A 23,750-nucleotide genomic window follows, 5' to 3' on the forward strand; every position below is an offset into this window, starting at 1 on the left:
ATGTTTGTCTCAGGCACGTGCGCGCCGACCAACTGATGTAGCGTCCGCCTACATGGACGCGCGCGGGCCCGGGATGGTCGGCTACGAGCTCGCCGGGATGGACGTCGCCGACGTCCGGTTCGCGATCTCGCCCGCCCATGAGCTGACGCTGTCGCTGCGCACCTTTCGCGAGCCTGGCCGCTACCCGGTTCATCTGCCGTGGCTGCGGCGCACGGAGCGGGCGCGGGCCGCGCTCGACGTCCCCCTCCTGACGGCCCTGACCAACGTGAGCCTGTGGACCCCCGACTACCTGACGCCGCGGCCGCTGAGCCCTCTCGCGCGCATCGACGACCAGCTCGCGGCCATCGCACGCGTCTCGCCCGAGCGCATGGCCGCCGACCTCAGGGCCGTCCATCCCGGCCGCCTGCCCGCGCCGCTGCGCGGCGACCCTCGCGACGTGCGCCGTCGGGTGACGCACGCGCTGCGCGAGTACTGGCGCACATGCTTCGAGCCGTGGTGGCCGCGCATGCGGGCCGTCCTGCAGGCCGACGTCGTCCACCGCGGCCAGGTGATCTCCTCGGCGGGGATCGCCGCCATGTTCGCCGACCTCAGCGAGCGCGTCAGCCTCGCCGACGGCGTCGTGCGCGTGAGGCTGGCGACCGCCGGCGGATTCCACCGCCCCACCACCGGGGACGGCCTGACCCTGGTGCCGACCCTCTTCACGCGAGGCGCCAGCGCCCCCGTCTCGTCCAGTGAGCCGCCCATGATCATGTACCCGGCCCGCGGCGCCGGGACCTTGTGGCAGGCCGAGCCCCAGCGCGCAGAGCGTGTGCTCGCGGCCCTCCTCGGCGTCCAGCGTGCCGGGCTGCTCACCGCGCTCGCCTCCCCCACCTCCTCGACCGAGCTCGCGCGACGCCTGGGGGTCACCACCTCCGCGGTGAACCAGCACCTGCGGCTGCTGCGCGACGCGGGCCTGGCGACCAGCGCCCGTCACGGCAGATCGGTGCTGTATCTGCGCTCAGAGCTCGGCGACGCGCTCGTCGCACACCGGGGCGACTCGCGGCTCCCGCCGCGGGCGTGAGGAGGCGACGACGTCGACGGCCCCACCACGCTGTGGCGCCGCGACGCTCCGGACGCTACTGCGACAGCCCATGCGCCCTCGTGCGCCTGTCCGGTTGTGGGGGTCGATCGGGCGGGTCGCCTCAATCCTGTCGCCCAACGCTCGTGGCTGACGCCACGCCACCCCCTGCGGCGTTCGCGGCCAGACGAGCCCCCTCATCGCGTCAGGGAGGCGAGAGCCCAGGAGCCGGCTCCTAATGTCGTCGGGTCCTGTCGTCGTCCCGAGGCTGGCTCATGCCGAAGCAGTACCCGACACGCGCGTCGCTGCACCGACCCCTCGCCGGGCCGGCCGCGGGACGCTCGGAGCCCGAGGCGACGCCCACGACTCGACTGCCGCAGACGCCTGCGCGGACGCAGGCTCCGGCGGCCGCCGCTCCCGTGCCGCACACCTGGTTCGCCCAGACCTCCTCGGTCACGCCCGACGCGCGCGTCAACCCCACGGCCACGCGCGCCGAGCGCCGGGCCACGCAGCGCGGCGAGCGCGGACACCGCCGCGCGCAGCTCACGCGCCTGACCCACACCGGGAGCCTGGCAGCGGTGGCCTCAGCGCTCATCATGGCGACGGTCGTCGCCGACCAGGCCGCCGGGACCCCGCCGGCGCCCGCGGGCGCGGCCGAGGGTCAGCCGACGCCGTTCGGCGCCGACCTGTCCGCGCTCGCCCAGCGCACGCTCGCCACCGCACGCTCCGGTGAGCGCACACCGCTGGCGCTCGACGCCGGTCAGGCGGGCGAGCCCGGCGACCCCATCGCGGCCGCAGCCGGGGCGCTCGAACGGGCGGCTGAGCTCATCGCGACCGAGTCGCGCGCGACCCCCGTCAAGCGCGAGCAGGTGATGGTGGCCTCGGCCGTGGTGCGCGAGCTCGTCCACCGCGCGAACGTGGGCGAGTCGCCCGCCCCCGCCGATCCGGGCCTGGCGGCCACCGTCGACTCGCTGCTCGAGGACACGGCGGCGGGGCACGTCGCGGGCGACGCGCTGTGGGCCGACGAGGCCATCGCCTCGCTGACGATGGTGGAGGCGCCGGCGCCTCCCGACACCGCCGACCCCCTCGTGCTCACCACAGCGCTCGCGCGGGCGACCGCCGACCTCAAGTCGTTGCTCAACGACGCCGCGCCCGCCGCGGTCGACGTCGCTCCCGCTCCGCTGACGCCCGAGGCGGTCCTCACTCGGCAGATCGCCGAGGCTCAGGCCGACGCGGCCCGTCTGAGCCAGTACGCCGACATCACACGCGGGCACGCCAACGGCCGGCTCCCGGCCGAAACTCTGCGGGACCTGTCATGGGCGGCGGGCCACCGCCTGCGCCCCGACGCTGCGGCGCAGCTCGAACGGCTCAACATCGCCTTCCGCGCCCGCTTCGGAGACGATCTGCAGATCACCGACTCCTACCGCTCCTTCGAGGGCCAGGTGCGCGCTCGTGCGCTGCGTGGCCGCCTGGCGGCCACGCCGGGCACCTCCAACCACGGCTGGGGCGTCGCCGTCGACCTCGGGTCGGGCGTCAACCGCTTCGGCACGGCGACCCACCGCTGGATGCGCGAGAACGCGCCCTCCTTCGGATGGGACCTGCCCGGCTGGGCCCGCGAGAACGGCTCCAAGCCGGAGCCGTGGCACTGGGAGTTCGAGGGCGCGCCCGAGTCCTTCGCAGACTGAGGCGCCGCGCCCGTCAGGCGGCGTGCTGCGCCAGCAGGCTCTCGCGGACGGCCCGCCGCAGCACCTTGCCGATGGCGGAGCGCGGCAGGTCCGTCATCACGACGACGGAGCGCGGCACGGCGTAGCGGGCCATGGTGTCACCGACCCACTCGCGCACGGTCGCCAGGTCGAGCGAGACGACACCGCGCGCGAGCACGACCGCCGCGACAACCCGCTCACCCAGGTCGCCACCGGGCATGCCCACGACGGCGACCTCCGCGATCTGCGGCATGCCCCGCAGCCGATCCTCGACCTGCGACGGGTACACCTTGAAGCCGCCCGTGACGATGACCTCTTTGGAGCGGTCGACGAGGGTGATGAACCCGTCCTCGTCGCGCACGACGATGTCACCGGTGCGCAGCCAGCCTCCGGGCAGCAGCACCTCGGCCGTCTGCGCGGGGCGGTTCCAGTAGCCCGAGAACACCTGCGGGCCGGCGATCTGCAGCTCTCCGCGCTCCCCCGTCGCGACCTCGCGCTCCGGGTCCTCGGGGTTGACGATCCGCACCCGAGTCGAGGGGAAGGGCAGGCCGAGGGCGCCGGGCCGGCGCCGCGCGTCGAGCGGGCTGCCGAGGGCGACAGGTGACGTCTCGGTCATGCCGTAGCCCTCGATCACCAGCCCGCCCGTCACCGCCTCCCAGGCCCGTGCGGTCTCGGCGGGCAGGGCCATGGAGCCGGAGATCGTGATGCGGAAGCTCGACAGGTCGGCCCCGCGCGCCGTGGCCGCCGCCGTGAGCCGCGCGAGCATGGGCGGCACCGCGGCCAGGAATGTGCCCGGACGGCGACGCTGCGCGGCCAGCACCGCGTCGACGTCGAACTTGGGCAGCAGCACCACCGTGGCCGCGATGTGCGCGGCATACGCGAGGCACAGCATCATCCCGAACGCGTGGAAGAACGGCAGCACGCCGTAGACGACCTCCCCGTCCTCGGCGCGCTGCGCCGTCCACGCCTGGCCCTGGGCCGTGTTGGCCACCAGGTTGCGATGCGTGAGCATCACGGCCTTCGGATCGCCCGTGGTCCCGCCGGTGTAGATCAGCAGCGCCACGTCGTCGGGCCCCGGCGCGGCGTCGGGCTCGGGCGCGAGCGGCTGGGCCGCCGCGACGTACCGGTGCCAGGGCGTCAGTGCGGGCGGGTCGCCACGCAGCGCACGACGACGGCTCCGGGCCGCGGGCACCGGCAGGCGCAGCGCCCACCGCTTGGCGAGCGGCAGGTCCCGCGTGACGTCCACGGGCACGACGAGCGGCGCATCGTCGTCCCCGGCCTCGGCGACCGCGGCCGCCAGAGCGCCCGCCCCGGCGGACCACGCGAGCACCACGCTCGCGCCGCTGTCCGCGACGAGGTGCACGGCCTCGCGCCCACCCAGCATCGGGTTGAGCTCGACGACGACGGCGCCCAGGCGCAGCACGGCCCAGAACGCCACGACGTGGCTGGGGCAGTTGGGCAGCGCGATCGCCACGCGGTCGCCCCGTCCGACGCCGAGGCCGACGAGCGCCGCGGCCGCGCGGTCGACGCCCTGTGAGAGGTCGCGGTAGGTCGTGGTCGCGGCGAAGAAGTCCAGTGCGACCCGGTCGCCGTACTGCGCGGCGGCGCGGTCCAGCGCGGCGGTCAGCGGCTCGTGGGGCACCTCGACGGTCATCGGCGGCGGTGCCTGCGGGCGCGACGGCGCTGTGGTTGTCTTCACTACGCCACCGTAACCTACGGTGGCGTAGGTTGGGGAGGGCCTCCACAACCTCTCCCCGAACCGCGGCGCTGGGCGATCGTCAGGCGACGGCGCGCTGCGCCGTCCGTCCGCGCACACGCTCCTCGGGCGCACCGGCCGGCGCGGGCGCCTCCCGCCGTCGCAGCGCGCCAGCGCCCATCGCCCGCAACGCCCACGCAATCGCGACGACGTCGACGGCCTCTTGGAGCCAGGCTCCGACCACGGCGGGCAGGGCGCCCGTCGTGGCGACGAACATGAGCGCGACGCTCACCGTGATCCCGATCCAGACGCTCTGCAGCGCGACCGCGACGGTGTGACGCCCGATCTCCACGGCCTCGGCGACGCGCCCGATCTCGTCGGGCAGCACAACCACGTCGGCCGACTCGGTCGCGGCGGTCGACCCCCGGGCGGCGAGCGCGACGCCGACGTCCGCGGCGGCGAGCACCGGGGCGTCGTTGACGCCGTCGCCGACCATGACCACCGGTCGGCGCGTGACCGCGCGGACCGCGGCGACCTTGTCGGCGGGCAGACAGCCCGAGCGCACGTCCGCGACGCCCACCTGCTCGGCGACGTAGCGGGCGGTCGCCTCCTCGTCACCCGTCAGGATCATGACGTGTCCGACACCCTGCGCACGCAGTCGTGCGACGGTCGCCTCGGCGTCGGGGCGCGGCTCATCCCGCAGAACCACGCATCCGGCGTACGCGCCGTCGGCGCTCACGTGCACGGCGAGCTCTCCGGCGGCCAGCCGCGGCTCGGCGACCTCCCCGACCCCCGCGGCGACGAACGCGCGCTTGCCGACCACGACCCGCGTGCCCCCCACCGACGCGGTGACGCCACCCGCCGTCGTCTCGACCACCTCGCGGGGCGCGGGCAGGCTCAGGCCGCGCGCACGCGCGCCGCGCACGATCGCCTCGGCGAGCACGTGCGTCGAGGCCTGCTCGGCGCCCGCCGCCAGGCTCAGCACGGTGTCGGGCTCGACGCCGGGCGCGGCGCGCACGTCGGTCAGGGTCGGCGTGCCGCGCGTGAGCGTCCCCGTCTTGTCGAACGCCACGGTCCCCACACGGCGCAGCCTCTCGAGCGTCGCGCTCGACCGGATGATCACGCCGCGGCGCGCCGCGCGGCTCATGCCGGCCATGAAGGCCACCGGGGCGCCGATGATCAGCGGGCACGGCGTGGCGACCACGAGCACCTGCGCGAACCGGAGCGGATCGCCGCTGGCCCACCACGCGGCGCCGGCGATCGCGAGCGACACCGCCGTGAACGGGATCGCGTACCGGTCGGCCAGGCGCACCATCGGGGCCCGACTCGCCGCGGCCTCCTCGACGAGCGCGACGATGCGCTGGTACTGGCTCTCCGCCGCCACCCGTGCGACCTCGAGCGTCACCGCGGACGCGCCGTTGACCGCCCCCGAGTAGACCGTGTCGCCCGCGACCCGCTCCTGCGGCAGCGGTTCGCCGGTGAGCGACGAGTCGTCGAACACCCCGGCGTCGGAGACCAGCACGCCGTCGAGCGGCACGACCTCGTGGGCTCGGACCAGCACGCGCTGCCCGACGGCCACCGCCTCGACGTCGACGTCGCACACCGCGCCGTCGCGGCCCACGAGGTGCGCGCGACGCGGCGCGTTGCTGGCCAGCGCCGTCAGGTCCGCGCGCGCCCGTCCGGCCGCATACCGCTCGAGCGCCTCGCCACCGGTCAGCATCAAGACGATGACCGCGGCGGCCCACAGCTCGCCGACGGCGACGGTCGCGCCGATGGCGGTCACGGCCAGGATGTCGACGCCGAAAGTCCCCGAGCGCAACTCGCCCACCATCGCCGCAGCCGAGTGCAACGCCATCGCGACCGCGAAGACGCCCAAGAGCCACGATGTGGCCAGCGGCCACACGACGGCCAGCGCCTCCGCGACGGCGATGACGCCGAGCGTGGCGAACACGAGGGGAGACGTGCGCAGAGCGGACCGAACGCGAGACATATGCCGATATTGATTGACGTTGGAATGCGTTTCAAGCAAGCACAGGCTTGCCAAAGGCATACTCACCAGTGCATTGGTTTGTCGACTCAGGCGGGTCTTGCTGCGGTGGTGATGTAGGCGAGGTCGGGGTCGGCGAAGAATGCTCCTACGACTGCGGGGAGTTTCCGCAAGCGGTGTGGTGCGCCGATGGCCATGGGGCGCAGGTTGTCCTTCGAGGTCGCGGCGACGCGGCCGATGCGGGCGGGCTTGACGTTCTGCCAGACCCATTCGTCGGGGTCGAGGTGCGGACAGTGGGCGGGCAGCGTGTAGATCGTGAACTTCCCGCCCGTCGTGGCGGTCCAGGCTTGGACGGCCTTGGACTTGTGGATCCGGCGCCCGTCAACGATCAGGACGACGGGACGGGCCGCGTCAGCGAGCAGCTGTTCGCAGAACTCGGTGAGCTTCGCCGAGTCCATCGTCCCGTCGATGACCTTGAACCGCAGGGTCCCGCGGGCGGTGACCGCGGAGATCATGTTGACCGAGCACCGGTCGCCGCCGGCGCCGACCACTGGGGTCTTGCCGACGGGCGCCCACGTCGTTCCCGCGTGGTGGTCCGCTCGGATCGAGGCCTCGTCGCCGAAGTAGATCTCGGCGCCCTTGGCCTTCGCGTCCGCGGCGATCGCCGGGTAGATCGTGGTCTTCCATGCCTCCTGCGCCTCCGGGCTCGCCTTCCACGAGCGCCTGGGCGGCCGCTGCGGGCTCAGCCCGAGCCGGCGCAGCAAGCGCCCCACCGTCGTTGACAGTCGCATGGGGTGCAGGACCATCAACCCCTTTGAGCCGTGCGAGGGCAGCGGTAGTCATGGCCACCGTCGCCTGCCCGAACGCGAGGACGCTGTGCTGGGCCGCACCGACGGCGGGCAGGTCACCAGTTGGGATCAACAGTGATCTGGTCGCCGGACGTCACGTCGATCAGGGGCCGGTCACCGAGAGGCGCCTGCAGTCGGACCTCGACCACGTCCAGGCAGTCTCCGCTGCCCGGCCCGCCGATAGTGCGGGTGGAGATGACCGCGACCTGCACCGCCTCCTCCTGCTCGTCGAGGAGGTCGACCTCGGGCTCGGCGCCGCAGGTGTCGACCACCAGGGCGAGCAGGTCTTGCTCGAGGAGCACCGCCTGGGTGATCGGTGCCCGGTCGCGCCAGGAGACCCCGCGGGTCAGGACGAGCACTGCCGTGGTCGCCACAGCGAGGATGAGCAGGATGGTCAGACCCCACCACAGCGGGCGCCGCCGGCGAGCCTGGGCAGCGTTGCTGCGGCGGGGCTGTGGGGACATCAGTTGGTGGCGATGTAGATGCCGAGGGCGTCATCGATCCGATCGGCACGTGCGAACTGGTCGCGGTCGAACGGTGCCACCGGGTCATACCGCCGGCCCGAGTGCAGACCGTAGGCGGTGTTTCCCCAGTAGATCGGGCCGCCGCTGTCACCGCCTGCCGCGAGGCGTGCGCCCATCTGCACCAGGTTGCACATGCTGTCTCGGCAGTCGCCGAGCTTGCGCACCTCCTGGCAGCTCGCGTGGTTGGTCGCACCGTTCTTGCACGGGGTCTGGCCGACCGTCGGTGCTCCGCTCCCGGAGACGTCGCGAAGGGTCGTCTCGGTCACGGTGGCGGTACCGGCGTAGAAGTCGTCCGAGTGAGTGGCCCCTCCGGTGTGCCACTGGAAGTCGCCATGGGTGCCCTGGTGCCCGCCCCGAGAGGTGAGCGTGTACCCGTCGTCACCCTGGGAGTTGCCGCAGCGACCGGCGGTGGCGATACCTCGCGTGCCGCTCGTGCTGCTCGACGCCCTGGTCCCGAAACCCGAGGTACAGCCCGAGAGCACCTCACCTCCGTAGTGATAGCTGGCGCTGTCGTCCCCGCCGAGGGTTGCGTTCCGTGCGACGGTCACGGCGGCGGCGATGTCAGCATCGCTGGTGGACACCGCGGCGAGGGTGGCCTGGGCGGTCTCATTCAGGTCGGCGGCCGCCGAGGCCCGCTCTGGATCGGTCAGGACGACGGTGGTGACGATCGTGCGCGTGTCGGTATCGAACGACGTGGCGGCTTGGCGGACACCGGGCGAACCATAGATCGCGTAGTGGACGCTCTCGATCGACTTCTCCAGCTGGTGCTCCGAGTAGCCCTCGTCCGCGCGAACCTCGACCTCGACGGTGGGCGCGATCTTCGCGAACGGGTCCAGGACAGCGGCGACGTTGGGTGCGGGACCCTTGAAGGAGATCCAGGCATGACCTGCATCCACGATCTCCGCGCCGGTGAACGACTCAGGATGTGCCTTCCTGATCGTGTCGACCACCAACGAGAAGTTGTCGTTCCAGGCGTAGCGGTCGATCGCCTCATCCAGTGAGATGCCGTTCTGCTCCGCGACCAACCTCAGGTCCTGCATCTCGGCAGTGCTGATCGAGTCATCGATCCGCAACGCAGCGACCTCCGCCGCCTGGAGTTCGACGACCGGCGCCGGACCGTCGTCCGCGTACGCGAGCGAACCCAGGAGCAACAGGCTCCCTGCCGCGGTGCACGCTGAGAGCACTCGGAATGTGCTGCGGTATCTCATCATGACCCTCTGGTAGTGGATCGAGACTAAGGTAGCCGACTGGATATGCAGAGGCAACCCTTCATCGCCCCCACGGGCTATTGCCAACGCCGTTCGGTTAGCCGTCTGGGGTCAGTGTCAAGACGGTGGTTCGGATGATGATGGGGCGTGTGGTCCGGTCGGCGTCGCGTTCTTTGGCGCGGTACAGTATCACCGGGAATGATTGAAGGTAAGGCTCACCATAAAATTCGCACGACAATGCGCTGAGCGCAGCCGTCACGGAGAGTCCGCACGCCGCCGATTGGCGTATACGATCTGAGTGTCACGCCGCACCCGCGGCGCTCTGGAGGCACACAGTGACCACGCCCACGCAGACCACGCCGCTGTCCAAATCTGAGCGCGTCTACCAGACGCTGCGCGAGCGCATCTCAGACGGAACGTACGTCGGCGGCTTCCGCCTGGTGCTCGACCAGCTCGCGCGCGAGCTCGACGTCTCCCCCGTGCCGGTGCGTGAGGCCGTACGGCGCCTCGAGGCCGAGGGCCTGGTCACCTTCACGCGCAACGTCGGCGCGCAGGTCCGCGGCATCGACGTCCACGAGTACGCGGACACCATGCAGACGTTGGCGTATCTGGAGGGGGCCGCGACGAGCCTCGCGCTCCCCCACCTCGACGCCAGCCACCTCGAGCGCGCGCAGGCGCTGCACGACCAGATGCGCCGGCTGCCCGACATCGGGTTCGACCCTGTCCGCTTCACCGAGCTCAACGAGCAGTTCCACCGCACGCTCTACTCCGCGTGCCCCAACAAGCACCTCATCTCGATGCTCGAGCGGGAGTGGCGGCGCATGGCGCTGATCCGCCGCTCGAGCTTCGCGGCGATCCCCGCCCGCTCTCGCGAGTCCGTCGCAGAGCACGAGCACATCCTCACGCTGCTGCGGGCGGGCGCCGGCCGCGACGAGGTCGAGCGGGTCGTGCGCTGCCACACGCTGCGCACGCGCGAGACCTACGTCGCCGCGCGCGCCACACCCGTCGGGGCCTGAGGCCCGCTCGCCGCGGGGCGGGTGCGACGGCTCAACGCGACGGCGCCTCGGGCGCGCCGCGACCCACCGCGCCCGAGGCCCAACGCTCGGCGAGCGCCTCGCTGCCGCGCGCCAGGGTCGCGACGTCGGCGCCGACCAGCACGAACGCCGCGCCTGCGCCGAGGTAGGTCTCGGCCACCGTCGGGTCGAAGGCGTTGACCCCCACGGGAACGCCCACCTGCCCGACCGCGTCGAAGGCCCGCAGCACGGCCGCCACGACGTCAGGGTGCGTCTGCTGCCCCAACAGACCCATCGAGGCGGCGAGGTCGGAGGGGCCGACGAACACGCCGTCCACCCCGTCGACGGCGGCGATCGCGCCCGCGTTCGCGACAGCCTCGCTGGACTCGACCTGCACGAGCACGCTGACGAGCTCGTCAGCGCGCGTCAGGTACTCCTCGACCCGGCTCCAGCGCGCCCCGCGGGCCAGCGCGCTGCCCACGCCGCGCACGCCGCGCGGCGGGTAGCGCGCCGCGCGCACGGCCGCCTCGGCCTGCTCGGGCGTGTCGACCATGGGCACGAGCAGCGTCTGCGCTCCGAGGTCGAGGTGTTGCTTGATCGTCACCGGGTCGTTCGACGCGACCCGCACCACCGCGGTCGCCGGGTAGGGCGCCATGGCCTGCAGGATCGCCGTCGTCGTCTCCAGCCCGATCGGTGCGTGCTCGGCGTCGACCAACACCCAGTCGATCCCCGAGCCCGCGCAGATCTCGGCGACGAGCGGGCTGCCGGAGCACACCCACATCCCCGCCAGCGGGGCGTCGGCGTGGGCCAGGCGGTCGCGGAGGGTCGGCGGAGGCGTCAGACGAATCGACATGAGATGGTCCCCAGTTCGCGGTAGTCGGCCAGCACGGTGTCGCCGGGATCGACCCACACGGGCCGCGTGAACGAGCCGGCGAGCACCATCTCCCCGGCGCTCAGCGCGTCGTCGTGCTGCGCGAGCTTGTTGGCGAGCCAGGCGACGCCCGTCGCCGGATGGCCGAGCACGGCCGCGGCGACGCCCGACTCCTCGATCGCCTCGTTGCGGTACAGCAGGGCCGAGACCCACCGCAGGTCGACGTCGCCGACCGCCACCGGGTTGCCGCCGTAGACCATCGCTCCCATCGCGGCGTTGTCGGCGATGGTGTCGACGATCGTGCGCCCGGCCAGCTCGACGCGCGAGGACAGGATCTCGAGCGCGGGCACGACGTACTCGGTCGCCCGCAGCACGTCGAGCACCGTGACGTGCGGGCCCCGCAGCCCTTCGCCGAGGACGAACGCGAGCTCGACCTCGATCCGCACGTTCGAGAAGCGCGCGTGCTCGATGACCGCGCCGCTCTCGAACACCATGTCCGCGAAGATCGCGCCGTAGTCGGGCTCGGTGATGCCCGTGGCCGCCTGCATGACCTTCGAGGTCAGCCCGATCTTGCGGCCCACCGGGCGCCGCCCCGCCTCGATGCCGCGCTTGCGCCAGGTGTTCTGGACGGCGTAGGAGTCCTCGACGGTCATGCGCGGGTGGCGCCGCGTCAGCAGCGGGACGACGGCGCGGTCCGCCTCCGCGCGCGCGAGCTCGTCGGCGATGGCGGTCCGCGTCGCGTCGTCAAGCACGGTGGCGTCCCCTCACAGCTGGTGGCCCAGCTTGTACTCGGGCTGCGCCTCACCGTGGCGCGTGTAGGAGAACCCGTCGGCGCCGATCGTGACCGCCATCTCGCTCGACTCGGTGCGCGCGACGACGGGCTGCGGCTGGCCGTCCAGGTCGAGCACCAGCGAGGCGTCGGTGTACCAGGACGGGACCACCGGGTTGCCCCACCAGTCGCGGCGCTGGTTGTCGTGCACGTCCCACGTGACCTTGGGGTTGTCCGGGTCACCCGTGTAGTAGTCCTGGGTGTACACCTCGACGCGGTGCCCGTCCGGGTCGCGCAGGTACAGGTAGAAGGCGTTCGAGACGCCGTGGCGGCCGGGCCCGCGCTCGATGCGGTCGCTGAGGCGTAGGGCGCCGAGCTTGTCGCAGATCGCCAGGATGTTGTGCTTCTCGTGGGTCGCGAACGCGACGTGGTGCATGCGCGGGCCGTCGCCGCCCGTCATGGCTGTGTCGTGCACCGTCGGCTTGCGGCGCATCCACGCCGCGTACGTGGTGCCCTGCTCGTCCTGGATGTCCTCGGTGATGCGGAAGCCGAGGCTCTCCATGTAGCCGACCGCGCGCGGCACGTCGGGGGTGACCTGGTTGAAGTGGTCCAGACGCACCAGGGCGCCGGGCGTGTGCAGCTCGTACCGCCAGGTCAGGCGCTCGACGTGCTCGACGTCGTAGAAGAACTCGTAGGGGAAGCCCAGCGGATCGGTCACGCGCACGGTGTCGCCGAGGCCCTTGACGAAGCCCTCGGGACGCCGCTCGACGCGGCACCCGAGCTCGGTGTAGAAGTCGACGGCCTTGTCGAGGTCCTGGGGGCTGCGCACGCGGAACGAGAACGCGGCGACCGCGGCCACGGGGCCTTGGCGCAGCACCAGGTTGTGGTGGATGAACTCCTCGAGGCTGCGCAGGTAGATGGTGCTCTCGTCCTCCTGCGTGACGACGAGGTTGAGCACCTCGACGTAGAACCGCCGCGAGGCCGCCAGGTCGGTGACCTGGAGCTCCATCGACGCACAGCGCAGGATGTCCGGGGGCGCGCTCGTCGGGGTGGGGATGGGCTGGGACATGTCAGGCTCCTTTGCCGAACGTCGGGTTGTGGACCTTCCCGAGGGTGATGTGCACCGCCTGTTGGTCGGTGTAGAAGTCGATGGAGCGGTAGCCGCCCTCGTGGCCGAGGCCCGAGGCCTTGACCCCGCCGAACGGGGTGCGCAGGTCGCGCACGTTGTTCGAGTTGAGCCAGACCATGCCCGCCTCAAGCCCTTGGGCGACGTTGTGGGCGCGTTTGAGGTCGTTCGTCCACACGTAGGCGGCCAGGCCGTAGCGGGTGTCGTTGGCCAGCGCGAGCGCCTCGGCGTCGGAGTCGAACGGTGTGATGGCGACGACGGGGCCGAAGATCTCCTCCTGGAAGATCCGCGCGTCGGGCGCGACGTCGGCGAACACCGTGGGAGCGACGTAGTTGCCCGTCTCGAAGCCCGCGGGACGCCCACCGCCCGCGACCAGCCGACCCTCCCGCTTGCCCAGCTCGACGTAGCCCATGACCTTGGCGTAGTGCTCGGGGTGCACCAGGGCGCCGACCTCGGTGGCCGGGTCGGACGGGTCGCCGACCACGACGCGCGCGGCTTGCGCCGCGTACCGCTCGACGAACTCGTCGTAGACCGCGCGCTCGACGAGGATGCGCGAGCCCGCCGTGCACCGCTCACCGTTGAGCGAGAAGACGCCGAAGATCGTGGCGTCGATCGCGGCGTCGAGGTCGGCGTCGGCGAACACGAGGGCCGGGGACTTGCCGCCCAGCTCCATCGACAGGCCCTTGAGGTGCGGGGCGGCGTTGGCGAAGATGAGTTGGCCGGTGCGCGACTCGCCCGTGAAGGAGATGAGCGGCACGTCGGGGTGCTTGACCAGCGCGTCGCCCGCTTGCTCGCCCAGCCCGTGCACCAGGTTGAAGACGCCGGCGGGCACGCCCGCCTCCTCGAAGATGCCCGCCCACAGCGACGCCGACAGCGGCGTGAACTCGGCGGGCTTGAGCACGACCGTGTTGCCCGTGGCCAGCGCGGGCGCCAGCTTCCACGACTCGAGCATGAACGGGGTGTTCCACGGCGTGATGAGCCCCGCGACGCCGATCGGCTTGCGGTTGACGTAGTTGACCTGGCGCCCGGGCACCTTGAACGCGTCGTCGCTCTGGGCCACCACGAGGTCGGCGAAGAAGCGGAAGTTCTCGGCGGCCCGCCGCGCTTGGCCGAGCGCCTGGGTGATCGGCAGGCCGGTGTCGAACGTCTCGAGCCTGGCCAGGCGCGCGTCGCGCGACTCGACGAGGTCGGCGACCCGGTGCAGCACGCGGGAGCGCTCGCGTGGCAGCAGGCGCGGCCACGGGCCGTCCTCGAAGGCCGCGCGCGCCGCGGCGACGGCGGCCTCGACGTCGGCGCGCTGGCCGGCCGCCGCCTGGACGTAGGTCTCGTTGGTCACCGGGTCGAGCACGTCGAACGTCGCGCCGTCGGCCGAGTCCACGGCCCTGCCGCCGATGTGGTGCTGGATCCGCTCGGGCAGGTCCGCGGGGATGCGGCGGGCCGTGGGCGCGGTGGTCGGGTCGGTCATCATCACTCCGGTGATCGTCGGTCTCGGTCAGGACTCGCGGGCGCGTCGCGCGGCCTCATAAGCCGCGCGCCAGGTCGCGTTCGGCGGGAACAGCCCCTCGACCGGGGCGCCCGCGGCGACCTGCTCGGCCACCCAGGCGTCCTCGTCCTCTTGGGCGAGCGTCGCGTCGGCGACCTCGGTGGCCAGGTGCGGGGGGATGACGACGACGCCGTCGGCGTCGGCGACGATGACGTCGCCGGGCAGCACCGTGGCGCCCCCGCACGCGACGGCGACGCCCGTCTCCCAGGGCACGTGCCGCCGGCCGAGCACCGCGGGGTGGGGCGGACCGGAGAACACGGGCAGCCCCGTGGCGGCGACGGCCTCGACGTCGCGCACACCGCCGTCGGTGACGACGCCCGCGGCGCCGCGCACGCGGGCGCGCAGCGCGAGCACGTCGCCCAGCGTGGCCGAGCCGCGCTCGCCGCGCGCCTCGATCACGACGACCTCACCCAGCTCGACGGTGTCGAAGGCGCGCTTCTGCGCGTTGTGGCCGCCGCCGTGCGCGGCGAACAGGTCCTCGCGGTTCGGCAGCATGCGCAGCGTGGTGGCCCGCCCGACGATCTCTTGGCCGGGCGCCACCGGGCGCACACCCTCGATCACCACGTTGTTGAGCCCGCGCTTGCGCAATTGGGCGCTGAGCCCTGCGACCGGAGCGCGGCGCAGCTTGTCGGCGAGCGCCGCGTCGAGGGTGAACGGCGCGGGCTCGGGGTCGAGGCCCGCGGCCTCGCGGCTGCCCCAGGCCTGGGCGCGCTCGGCGTCGTCGACGCGCGGGCCGGACCCGACGTCGGTGAACGGCGTGTGACCCTGCACGACGCTCGTCACGAGCCTGCCCGATGAGGGCGGCGCGCCCGTGCGCGGGTCGCGCGAGCCGGGCGCGTCGACCTCGACCTCGACGACGTCCCCCGGGACCAGGACGGACGACCCGGCGGGCGTTCCGGTGAGGATCACGTCGCCGGTCTCCAGCGTGAGGTGTTGCGACAGGTCGGCGACGATCTGCGTGAGGGGGAACAACAGCGCGTCGGCGCCGGTCGTGTCCTCCTGGACGAGTGCGCCGTTGACCCAGGTGCGCACGCGCAGCGCGTCGGGCGCCACGTCACGCGCGTCGATGAGCTCGGGGCCGAGCGGCGTGTACCCGTCGCGGCCCTTGGAGCGCACGTTCGAGCCCTTGTCGGCCCAGCGCAGGTCGTAGACCCCGAGGTCGTTGGCGGCGGTCACGGCGGCCACATGCGCCCACGCCCGGTCGACCGCGACGTGGCGTGCCGGGGCGCCGATCACGAGCGCGATCTCGCCCTCGAAGGCCAGCAGCTCCGCGCCGGCGGGCCGCTCGACCTCGCCGCCCGTGGCCGCCAGTGAGCTCGTCGGCTTGAGGAAGTACGAGGGCGCCGCGGGGCGCACGCCTCGTTGCCGCGCGCGAGACGCGTAGCTCAGATGCACCGCGATGACCTTGCCGGGGCGGGCGCCCGGCGCCAGTGCGGGCGGCGCCCCATCGTCGTCGGCCATGAGCTCCCTCGCTCGTCGGTGGGTCGAGTGCGCTCTCGACTCTAGCGCGTCGTATGCGAGATCGTATATCTTTCGTCTGGAGGACGACAAGGCTGCCGTCCGCCGCCAGCACCGCAACCCCCGCCGCGCGCGGATCGGATGACAAGGGAGTCACGCATATGGCGCACGACACGACGGTGCTCAGCACCCACAGGAGAGAGGACCGCCGGGTCGCCCTGGCGACCCTCGTCGGGACGTCGATCGAGTGGTACGACTTCTTCATCTACGCGAACACGGCCGCGCTCGTGCTCGCGCCCCTCTACTTCGACCCGTTCCTCCACTCGGCCGACGACGTCGCCGGCCGCATCCTGTCGTTCGCGACGGTCGGGGTGAGCTTCCTGTTCCGCCCCCTGGGCGCGATCGTCGCCGGACACCTCGGCGATCGGGTCGGGCGCAAGGCCATGCTCGTGGGCACGCTCATGCTCATGGGGCTGAGCACGGCGCTCATCGGCCTGGTGCCCACCTACGCGCAGCTCGGCGTCACCGCGCCCATCCTGCTCGTGGTGCTGCGCGTCCTGCAGGGCTTCTCGGCGGGCGGCGAGTGGGGCGGCGCCGCCCTCATGGCCGTCGAGCACGCGCCCGCCCGCCGCCGCGGGCTGTTCGGGGGCTTCCCGCAGATCGGCGTGCCGCTCGGCATGCTCATCGCCACGGCTGTGCTGGCCGTCGTCGCGGCGACCACGACCGACGCGCAGTTCCTCGCGTGGGGCTGGCGCGTGCCCTTCCTGGTCTCGATCCTGCTGGTCGCGGTCGGGCTGGTCATCCGGCTCGGGGTCAGCGAGTCCCCGGTGTTCAAGGAGCTCAGCGAGGCCGCCGAGCACGAGAAGGTCAAACTGCCCGTGGTCGAGGTGCTGCGCTACTGCTGGCCCGCGATCGTGCTGGGCATGCTCACCTTCGCCGCCAACAGCGCCAACGGCTACATGATCACCGGCGGCTACATCCTGTCGTACTCCACCAGCACACTCGGGCTCGGCCGCACGTCGATCCTGGGCATGGTGACGATCGCCGCGGCCGTGTGGGGCGTGACCACGATGCTGGGCGCGGTCTGGTCCGACCGCATCGGGCGCGCCAACGTCTACAAGGTCGGCTTCCTGTGGATGCTCGCCTGGGCGTTCCCGCTCTTCTGGATCATCGACACGGCCGACCCGACGCGCATCGGGCTGTCCATGATGGTGCTCGCCGTCGGGCTGGGCCTGACGTACGGCCCCCAGGCGGCGCTGTTCGCCGAGATGTTCCCCGCCAAGGTGCGCTACTCGGGCGCCGCGCTCGCCTACGCGTTCGGCGCGGTCCTCGGCGGCGCGTTCTCCCCCATGATCGGCACCTGGCTCCAGGCCACCTTCCACACGTCGGCGGCCGTCTCGACGTACCTGGCGACCCTGTCGCTCGTCGGCCTGCTCGCCTCGTCGCTCATCAAGGACCGCACGGGCCGCCCGCTCGACGCGAGCGCGACCGACATCCCCGGCGCAGCACGGCTCGACGCCGCGCTGGCCAAGGCCACGCGCTGAACCCACACCCACCTCCCCACATCGACTGAAGGACAGACCGATGCAGTTCCACCACCATGGCTACGTCAGCGCAGACCCACGAGTGCTTCCCGCCGCGGGCGTCGGCCTCGACCGACCCGAGGACCTGCCCGAGGAGGTCGACGTGCTCATCATCGGCGCCGGCCCCGCCGGCGTGATCGCCGCCGCACAGCTCGCGCAGTTCCCCGGGATCACCACACGCCTGGTCGAGCGCCGTCCAGACCGGCTCCCGCTCGGCCAGGCCGACGGCGTGCAGGCCCGCAGCGTCGAGACCTTCGCCGCATTCGGGTTCTACGAGCAGATCACCGCCGAGGCCTACCGCATCATGGAGATGGCGTTCTGGGAGCCCGACCCGCACCACCCCGAGGACATCGTTCGCACCTCCCGCCCGCGCGACGACGACCGCGGGATCAGCGAGTTCCCCCACCTCGTCGTCAACCAGGCCCGCGTGCTCGACTACTTCCTGGAGGCCGCCGCGAACGGCCCCGCGCGCCTGAGGCCCGACTACGGCTGGGAGCTCACCGACCTCGCCGTCGGCGGGGCGGACGAGTCCCACCCCGTCACCGTGACACTGCGCGGCGCCGGCCCCCATGAGGGCGCCGAGCGCACCGTGCGCGCCCGCTACGTCGTCGGCTGCGACGGGGCGCACTCCGCGGTGCGCGACGCCATCGGCTGCGTGCCCGTGGGCGACAAGTCCAACCACGCGTGGGGCGTGCTCGACGTGCTCGCCGTGACCGACTTCCCCGACGTGCGCACCAAGTGCGCGATCCGCTCGCACGACGGGGGGAACGTGCTGCTCATCCCCCGCGAGGGCGGGTTTCTGGTGCGCTGGTACGTCGACCTCGGCGTGGTCCCGGACGACGACGACGGAGCGATCCGCCGCACACCGCTCGCCGAGATCGTCGCGCGGGCGAACGCGATCATCCACCCCTACACCCTCGACGTGCGCGACGTGCCCTGGCACAGCGTCTACGAGGTCGGCCACCGGGTCACCGACCGGTTCGACGACGTCCCGCTCGACCAGGTCGGCACGCGCGAGCCGCACGTGTTCATCACGGGCGACGCCTGCCACACCCACTCCGCCAAGGCCGGTCAGGGCATGAACGTCTCGATGCAGGACGGGTGGAACATCGCCTGGAAGCTCGGACACGTGCTGTCCGGGCTGGCGCCGCAGTCGCTGCTGTCCACCTACTCGGCCGAGCGCCAGGTCGTGGCGCGCAACCTCATCGACTTCGACCGCCAGTGGTCGACGCTCATGGCCACCAAGCCCGAGGACCTGCCCGACCCCGGCTACCTCGCCGAGTACTACGTGCGGTCCTCCGAGTTCGCCTTCGGGTTCATGACGCACTACGCGCCCTCGTCCATCGTGGGCGACGCCGAGCACCAACACCTCGCGACGGGCTTCCCGATCGGCAAGCGGTTCAAGTCCGCCGTCGTCGAGCGCGTGTGCGACGCCAATCGCGTGCACCTGGGCCACCACCACCGCGCCGACGGGCGCTGGCGCGTGTACGCGTTCGCCGACTCCCCCGCCGCGGGCGAGCCCTCGGCGCTCGCGGACTGGGCCGCCTGGCTCGCGAGCGACCCGACCTCGCCCCTGCTGCGCCACACGCCGCCCGGCGCCGACCCGGGGTCGGTCCTCGACGTCAAGGTCGTCTACCAGCAGGACCACACGCAGATGGACAACGTCGTCGGTGTCCCGGGGGTGTTCCTGCCGCGGACGGGGCCGTTCGGCCTGATCGACTACGAGCGGGTCTACGCGACTGACCCGCGCGACGACGTGTTCGAGGCGCGCGGGATCGACCGCGGCGGCGTGGTCGTGGTCGTGCGGCCCGACCAGTACGTCGCGGCGGTCCTCCCGCTGACCGCACGCGCGGAGCTGACCGCGTTCTTCGCGGGCGCGCTCCTGCCGGCCCGCGCTCCACAGACCGTCGGCGCCGCCGAGTCCGCCGCCCCGGCCACGGCCCGGTGATGCGCCCCCTGGGCGTGGTCGGCGCCCGCTGCCCGCTTGACGACGCCGCGCTGCTGCGCACCGCCGCCTACATCGACGGCGCCTGGGTCGCCCACGGCGACTCGGGCGCGGCGCCGGTCACCAACCCCGCGACAGGCGCCACGATCGCCACCGTGCCCCGCCTCAGCCGCGTGCAGGTCGCCGGCGCCATCGCCGCCGCCGAACGCGCGCTGCCCGCCTGGCGCGCACGGTCGGGCAAGCAGCGCGCGATGGTCCTGCGCCGCTGGTTCGACCTGGTGACCGAGAACGCCGAGGACCTCGCGCGCCTCATCACGCTCGAGGAGGGCAAGCCGCTCGCCGAGGCGCGTGGTGAGGTCGCCTACGCGGCCTCGTTCATCGAGTGGTTCGGCGAGGAGGCCAAGCGGGTGCGCGGTGACGTGTTCGACGCCCCCGAGCCGAGCCGTCGAGTCCTGGTGCTCAAGGAGCCCGTGGGCGTGTGCGTGGCCATCACCCCGTGGAACTTCCCCGCCGCGATGATCACGCGCAAGGCCGCCCCGGCCCTGGCCGCGGGATGCGCGATGGTGGTCAAGCCCGCGGAGCAGACGCCGCTCACAGCGCTCGCGCTGGCCGAGCTCGCCGCGCGCGCGGGCGTGCCCGCGGGCGTGCTCAACGTCGTCGTCGGCAGGGCGCGCGAGATCGGTCCGGAGCTGACGGGCAACCCCGCGGTGCGCAAGGTGAGCTTCACCGGCTCGACCGAGGTGGGCCGCGTGCTGCTCACCCAAGCCGCCGCGACCGTCAAGAACGTCTCGATGGAGCTGGGCGGCAACGCCCCGGTGCTCGTGTTCGACGACGCCGACCTCGCCTGCGCCGTCGACGGCGTGCTCGCCGCCAAGTACCGCAACAGCGGCCAGGCGTGCGTCAGCGCCAACCGCGTCTACGTGCAGTCGGGGGTCTACGAGCGTTTCGCCGCCCGGCTCGGGGAGCGAGTCGCGGCGATGCGCGTCGGCGACGGGTTCGAGCCCGACGTCGTCCAGGGCCCCCTGATCGACGACGCTGCCGTGGCCAAGGTCGAGGAGCACGTGCGGGACGCCACCGGGCTCGGCGCGCGGATCGTGGCGGGCGGCGCCCGGCACGAGCGCGGCGGGCTGTTCTTCGAGCCGACGGTGCTGGCCGACGTCACGTCCGAGATGCTCGTCACGCGCGAGGAGACCTTCGGCCCCGTCACGCCGCTCATCCGCTTCGACGACGAGGCTGAGGCCGTGCGCCTGGCCAACGCGACCGAGTTCGGCCTCGCCGCCTACCTGTGGTCGCGTGACGCCGCGCGCGTCTGGCGGGTTGCGGGGGCGCTGGAGACCGGGATGCTCGGCGTCAACACCGGCGCCATCTCGAACGAGGTCGCGCCCTTCGGCGGCGTCAAACAGTCGGGAGTCGGACGCGAGGGCTCGGTCTACGGGATCGAGGAGTACCTGGAGCTCAAGTACGTGGCCTGGGAGGGCGCCGGGTCCTGACCGGCGCGGGCCGCCCAGCGCGCCAGGCGGCGCACCAACGTCTCGTGCTCGGGCGAGTCGTAGGAGCGCGTGTCGTGGCCCAGCGCGTCGTAGGCGGCCCGCTGCGGGCGCTCGCGCACCCAGACCAGCGGGTGGTCCACGCCGTCGTGGGCGTGCGTGGCCAGGACGGTCACCTCGCCGAGCGGCTGGAGATGGCAGTAGCGCTCGTCGTGCACCACGAAGTCCTCGATCCCCGCGGTCAGCGCGTGCGGGTGGACGCTGATGTGCGCCTGGCCCCGGGGTGGGTGGCTCGACGCCCCGGGGATCCAGACCGCGCCGAGCGCCGGAGCCCAGCACGGGTAGTCGCGCAGGCTCGCCACCGCCGCGTGCAGCCCCATGACGCCGAGGCCGCGCTCGCGCGCGGCCCGGAGCCCCGCACGGCTCGCGCGTGGCGCAACGAACCGCCGTTCGCCCTGGCCCCACGGGTCGCCGGCCGCGACCACCAGGAGGTCCACGCCGTCGAGCCGGGTCATCGCGCCGTCGACGTCGGTGTCGAGGCGGACCGTCCACCCGTCCCGGACGAGGATCTCGGCGACACGCAGCGCGTTCGCCTCGAACGCGTGCCACGGGTCGGCGTACCGCCCCCTGCCCACGGCGACGAGCGCCCTCATGGCTCCGCTCTCCCGCGCGGTGGCCCTGGTCGCGCCTCACACTCGGCGCCACGCGACGGCGGGTGAACGGTCACGGACGACAGCCCGACGCCGCCGCCGGGACGGCGCACGGTCACGTAACGCCCCTCGGCGTCGACCTCGACGATCGAGGGGCGCCGCACGAGCCCCTCGACCCGCGCCCGCGCGGTGATCCGCCCGGCGCCGTCGGCCACCTCGATCACCACGTCACGCGTGGGCATCGACGCGGCGTTCCAGAGCCCCACCGCGCCGAGGCGGCGTTGCGCCCCCAGGTCGACGCGCCACCACGAGTCGGGCTCGTCGACCGTCACGGTGTCCGCGCACGTGTCCCCGTCCACCGCCACCTCGGCGTGGCCCGCCCCGGCGCCGTGGCCCGCGGCCGTCGTCTGGGCCTCGACGCCACCACACTGCGACAGGTCCTCGCTCGTGCGCACCGCGACCACCACCGCGGAGGACTGCGTGGCGGGGCGCCCCCGCGCGAGGTCGACGCGGCCCGCCCAGACCCGCGCGCCCGGCTCGGCGCCCGCCGCGGCGGCGATCGCGAGCGCCGCGGGCGGCAGCACGTCGAGGCGCACCTGGTCGCCGCGCGAGCCGGAGCCGCGTCCGCCGAGCGCCGGCGCGTCGGTGTCGGTCCAGTTCCCCCGCGAGAGGTTCTCGACGCCGTACACGGCCCAGTTCGACAACCACTTGTAGCCGACCCGAGTGACCACGTTGCGCTCGACGCGCACGTGCGAGGTCTGCTCGTCGAGGTAGATCCCGTTGCCGTCGCGCTGCGTTCCGCCGTACCCCGAGCGGTCGATGTGATTGCGCGCGATGACGGTCCCGGGCTGCGCTCCCTGGACGTAGATCGCGCCGCCGTCGTGCATGCCCGTGCTCGGGCGCATGACCTCGACGATCCGGTTGGCCGTCACGCGGTTGTCCCGCAGCGCGCTCGCACGGGCCCCGGGCTGGTTCCACCCCCAGCCGAGCGAGATCCCCGAGTACGGCACGTCCTCGATCGTGTTGTGGTCGACCGTCAGGTCGGCCACGTACCCGGCCCACAGCGCGACGGCGTCGGTGTAGCGCGCGCCGACGCGGCGCAGGACGCAGCGGGTGACGGTGTTGCGCTCCGAGACCCGGTCAGCGCCCGGGTGGGGCTCGGTGTCCCCGATGTAGACCGCGCCCGATCCGAGGTCCTCGAACCGTGAGGCGACCAGGCGGGTGTCGCAGGTTCCGTGCTCCAGCACCACGCCGGCGCCGGCGACCTGGGTGACGACGCAGTCCTCGACCACCACGTGGTGGCTGCGCCGCACCGCCAGCGCGGCTGCGGGCTTGGTGTAGTGTCGCCCGGCCGCGTCGCGCGGTCCTGTGGCGCCCGTGAGCGTCAGGCCCGCCTGCGCGCCGACGTATCCCTGGGCCGTCGCGCTCTGACCGAACGCGGCGTGGGAGAGCGTGAGCCCCGTCAGGCGCAGGCGCCGCACGCCGTCGAGCGCGAGCAGGCTCTCGCACGTCGGAACGATCGCCTCAACGTCGCTGGGCTCCTCGCCCGGCAGCGGCAGGTAGGTGACGGTCCGCGTGACCGGGTCCCACACGTGGTCGCCCGGCTCGGTCAGCAGCTCGATCGCGTTCTCCCAGACCACCCCTCCCGCGAACTGGCTCCCGTCGACCGCCGTGGTGTCCCAGTAGGGGCCGACGCGCCCCGTGCCGCCGCGCGCGTTCGTCCAGCAGGGCTCGCGCAGCCGCACGACGTCGCCGTCGACTCCCGCGACCGGCAGGTGGTAGGCGCGCCAGCGGACTGTCACGACACACGTCACCGCCTCGGGGCGCGCCCAGCGTCCGATCCCCAGCGCGCGGGCGCCCGTGATCCCCGCGTCGACCGCATGACAGACCTCGGCCGACTGCGGAGCGCTGCGCGCGCGGCGGCTGCGGCGCCCGCCCACGAACAGGTCGGCCGGCTCGACGCCCGGCGGCGCCGTCGCACGCCACCGCCCGTCGCGGTCCGCGCGCCACGTCAGTGCGACGCCGCCGCTGATCACGGCCCCGGTCCCGGCCCACCTCACCTCGCGCCGCTCGTCGCCGGAGTGCTCGGGGCCCAGGCGCACGGGCTCGCTGACCCGGTAGGTCCCCGGCGCCAGGCGCACCTCGACGTCACGCTGGGGGTGCCGCACCAGCGTCGCGGCCAGCCGGTCGGCCGCGTCGGCGAGCGACTCGTGCGGCGTGACTGCCAGGACGAGGGGCGAGGTCGCGCCCGCCCCCACCGCCGTGACCTCGCTCACCACCGC

General features: G+C 73.1%; 18 protein-coding genes. 6 read left to right on the forward strand and 12 right to left on the reverse strand.

Going from position 1 to position 23,750, the window contains the following annotated elements:
* Positions 1-52: 52 nt before the first annotated feature.
* A complete protein-coding gene (locus EV386_RS06300) occupies positions 53-1,060 on the forward strand; it encodes an ArsR/SmtB family transcription factor (RefSeq protein ID WP_242607851.1) in 1,008 nt (335 codons plus the stop codon).
* 272 nt (positions 1,061-1,332) lie between these two features.
* Positions 1,333-2,742 carry a M15 family metallopeptidase gene (locus tag EV386_RS18665; protein ID WP_242607852.1) on the forward strand — a complete coding sequence of 470 codons (1,410 nt, stop codon included), beginning with the start codon at positions 1,333-1,335 and terminating at the stop codon, positions 2,740-2,742.
* A 13-nt stretch (positions 2,743-2,755) separates the two neighbouring features.
* Here the strand turns inward: EV386_RS18665 and EV386_RS06315 are convergent, their stop codons facing one another.
* The 5 genes from EV386_RS06315 to EV386_RS06335 all read right to left on the reverse strand — a co-directional run bounded on the left by EV386_RS06315 (position 2,756) and on the right by EV386_RS06335 (position 8,966).
* Complete coding sequence (locus EV386_RS06315; RefSeq protein WP_130416804.1) at positions 2,756-4,414, reverse strand: AMP-binding protein; 1,659 nt, start codon at positions 4,412-4,414, stop codon at positions 2,756-2,758.
* 124 nt (positions 4,415-4,538) lie between these two features.
* Positions 4,539-6,446: a heavy metal translocating P-type ATPase gene (locus EV386_RS06320; RefSeq protein ID WP_130413340.1), complete on the reverse strand. Its 1,908-nt coding sequence runs from the start codon at positions 6,444-6,446 to the stop codon at positions 4,539-4,541.
* 86 nt (positions 6,447-6,532) lie between these two features.
* Positions 6,533-7,234 carry an IS630 family transposase gene (locus tag EV386_RS06325; RefSeq protein WP_165399862.1) on the reverse strand — a complete coding sequence of 234 codons (702 nt, stop codon included), beginning with the start codon at positions 7,232-7,234 and terminating at the stop codon, positions 6,533-6,535.
* A gap of 113 nt (positions 7,235-7,347) precedes the next feature.
* Positions 7,348-7,755, reverse strand: coding sequence for a hypothetical protein (locus tag EV386_RS06330; RefSeq protein ID WP_130413345.1), 408 nt, complete (start codon positions 7,753-7,755; stop codon positions 7,348-7,350).
* Positions 7,755-8,966 (reverse strand): chymotrypsin family serine protease, encoded by a 1,212-nt coding sequence (locus EV386_RS06335; protein ID WP_130413347.1) that lies wholly within the window; start codon positions 8,964-8,966, stop codon positions 7,755-7,757. The genes EV386_RS06330 and EV386_RS06335 overlap by 1 nt, the downstream gene beginning before the upstream one ends.
* 392 nt (positions 8,967-9,358) lie before the next feature.
* On the opposite strand from EV386_RS06335, the gene EV386_RS06340 reads away from it, so the two are divergent.
* A complete protein-coding gene (locus EV386_RS06340; protein WP_130413349.1) occupies positions 9,359-10,039 on the forward strand; it encodes a GntR family transcriptional regulator in 681 nt (226 codons plus the stop codon).
* Positions 10,040-10,070: 31 nt separating this feature from the next.
* On the opposite strand, the gene EV386_RS06345 is transcribed toward EV386_RS06340, so the two are convergent.
* The 5 genes from EV386_RS06345 to EV386_RS06365 are packed head-to-tail and all read right to left on the reverse strand — an operon-like array spanning position 10,071 to position 15,806.
* Entirely contained in the window at positions 10,071-10,889 is an 819-nt protein-coding gene (locus EV386_RS06345) for an HpcH/HpaI aldolase family protein (protein ID WP_130413352.1), read from the reverse strand.
* Positions 10,874-11,659: a fumarylacetoacetate hydrolase family protein gene (locus EV386_RS06350; protein WP_130413354.1), complete on the reverse strand. Its 786-nt coding sequence runs from the start codon at positions 11,657-11,659 to the stop codon at positions 10,874-10,876. Before EV386_RS06350 ends, EV386_RS06345 begins: the two co-directional genes overlap by 16 nt.
* A gap of 12 nt (positions 11,660-11,671) precedes the next feature.
* The gene (hpaD, locus tag EV386_RS06355; RefSeq protein WP_130413356.1) at positions 11,672-12,745 is read right to left on the reverse strand and encodes a 3,4-dihydroxyphenylacetate 2,3-dioxygenase; all 1,074 of its coding nucleotides are present in this window, start codon (positions 12,743-12,745) and stop codon (positions 11,672-11,674) included.
* Position 12,746: 1 nt separating this feature from the next.
* Positions 12,747-14,267: a 5-carboxymethyl-2-hydroxymuconate semialdehyde dehydrogenase gene (gene hpaE, locus EV386_RS06360; RefSeq protein ID WP_130413358.1), complete on the reverse strand. Its 1,521-nt coding sequence runs from the start codon at positions 14,265-14,267 to the stop codon at positions 12,747-12,749.
* Positions 14,268-14,294: 27 nt separating this feature from the next.
* The gene (locus EV386_RS06365; RefSeq protein ID WP_130413360.1) at positions 14,295-15,806 is read right to left on the reverse strand and encodes a fumarylacetoacetate hydrolase family protein; all 1,512 of its coding nucleotides are present in this window, start codon (positions 15,804-15,806) and stop codon (positions 14,295-14,297) included.
* Positions 15,807-15,964: 158 nt separating this feature from the next.
* Between EV386_RS06365 and EV386_RS06370 the strand changes: the two genes are divergently transcribed.
* Genes EV386_RS06370 through EV386_RS06380 form a run of 3 tightly spaced genes read left to right on the forward strand, consistent with a single transcriptional unit; the run spans position 15,965 to position 20,821 of the window.
* Positions 15,965-17,347, forward strand: a complete 1,383-nt coding sequence (locus EV386_RS06370; protein WP_130413362.1) for an MFS transporter — start codon at positions 15,965-15,967, stop codon at positions 17,345-17,347.
* A gap of 40 nt (positions 17,348-17,387) precedes the next feature.
* On the forward strand, positions 17,388-19,334 hold the full coding sequence (locus EV386_RS06375; RefSeq protein ID WP_130413364.1) for an FAD-dependent monooxygenase: 1,947 nt from the start codon (positions 17,388-17,390) through the stop codon (positions 19,332-19,334).
* On the forward strand, positions 19,334-20,821 hold the full coding sequence (locus tag EV386_RS06380) for an NAD-dependent succinate-semialdehyde dehydrogenase (protein ID WP_130413366.1): 1,488 nt from the start codon (positions 19,334-19,336) through the stop codon (positions 20,819-20,821). Before EV386_RS06375 ends, EV386_RS06380 begins: the two co-directional genes overlap by 1 nt.
* Here the strand turns inward: EV386_RS06380 and EV386_RS06385 are convergent.
* On the reverse strand, positions 20,761-21,471 hold the full coding sequence (locus tag EV386_RS06385) for a ThuA domain-containing protein (RefSeq protein WP_130413368.1): 711 nt from the start codon (positions 21,469-21,471) through the stop codon (positions 20,761-20,763). The two genes, EV386_RS06380 and EV386_RS06385, sit on opposite strands and share 61 nt — an antisense overlap.
* Positions 21,468-23,744 (reverse strand): right-handed parallel beta-helix repeat-containing protein, encoded by a 2,277-nt coding sequence (locus EV386_RS06390; RefSeq protein ID WP_130413370.1) that lies wholly within the window; start codon positions 23,742-23,744, stop codon positions 21,468-21,470. Before EV386_RS06390 ends, EV386_RS06385 begins: the two co-directional genes overlap by 4 nt.
* Positions 23,745-23,750: the final 6 nt, after the last annotated feature.

The sequence above is a fragment of the Xylanimonas ulmi genome (assembly GCF_004216535.1).
Classification (GTDB): Bacteria; Actinomycetota; Actinomycetes; order Actinomycetales; family Cellulomonadaceae; genus Xylanimonas; species Xylanimonas ulmi.

Coding starts and splice junctions, on each gene's coding strand:
- EV386_RS06300 (WP_242607851.1), top strand. CDS start 53: ATGGACGCGCGCGGGCCCGGGATGGTCGGCTACGAGCTCGCCGGGATG.
- EV386_RS18665 (WP_242607852.1), top strand. CDS start 1,333: ATGCCGAAGCAGTACCCGACACGCGCGTCGCTGCACCGACCCCTCGCC.
- EV386_RS06315 (WP_130416804.1), bottom strand. CDS start 4,414: ATGACCGTCGAGGTGCCCCACGAGCCGCTGACCGCCGCGCTGGACCGC.
- EV386_RS06320 (WP_130413340.1), bottom strand. CDS start 6,446: ATGTCTCGCGTTCGGTCCGCTCTGCGCACGTCTCCCCTCGTGTTCGCC.
- EV386_RS06325 (WP_165399862.1), bottom strand. CDS start 7,234: ATGCGACTGTCAACGACGGTGGGGCGCTTGCTGCGCCGGCTCGGGCTG.
- EV386_RS06330 (WP_130413345.1), bottom strand. CDS start 7,755: ATGTCCCCACAGCCCCGCCGCAGCAACGCTGCCCAGGCTCGCCGGCGG.
- EV386_RS06345 (WP_130413352.1), bottom strand. CDS start 10,889: ATGTCGATTCGTCTGACGCCTCCGCCGACCCTCCGCGACCGCCTGGCC.
- hpaD (WP_130413356.1), bottom strand. CDS start 12,745: ATGTCCCAGCCCATCCCCACCCCGACGAGCGCGCCCCCGGACATCCTG.
- hpaE (WP_130413358.1), bottom strand. CDS start 14,267: ATGACCGACCCGACCACCGCGCCCACGGCCCGCCGCATCCCCGCGGAC.
- EV386_RS06365 (WP_130413360.1), bottom strand. CDS start 15,806: ATGGCCGACGACGATGGGGCGCCGCCCGCACTGGCGCCGGGCGCCCGC.
- EV386_RS06370 (WP_130413362.1), top strand. CDS start 15,965: ATGGCGCACGACACGACGGTGCTCAGCACCCACAGGAGAGAGGACCGC.
- EV386_RS06375 (WP_130413364.1), top strand. CDS start 17,388: ATGCAGTTCCACCACCATGGCTACGTCAGCGCAGACCCACGAGTGCTT.
- EV386_RS06380 (WP_130413366.1), top strand. CDS start 19,334: ATGCGCCCCCTGGGCGTGGTCGGCGCCCGCTGCCCGCTTGACGACGCC.
- EV386_RS06385 (WP_130413368.1), bottom strand. CDS start 21,471: ATGAGGGCGCTCGTCGCCGTGGGCAGGGGGCGGTACGCCGACCCGTGG.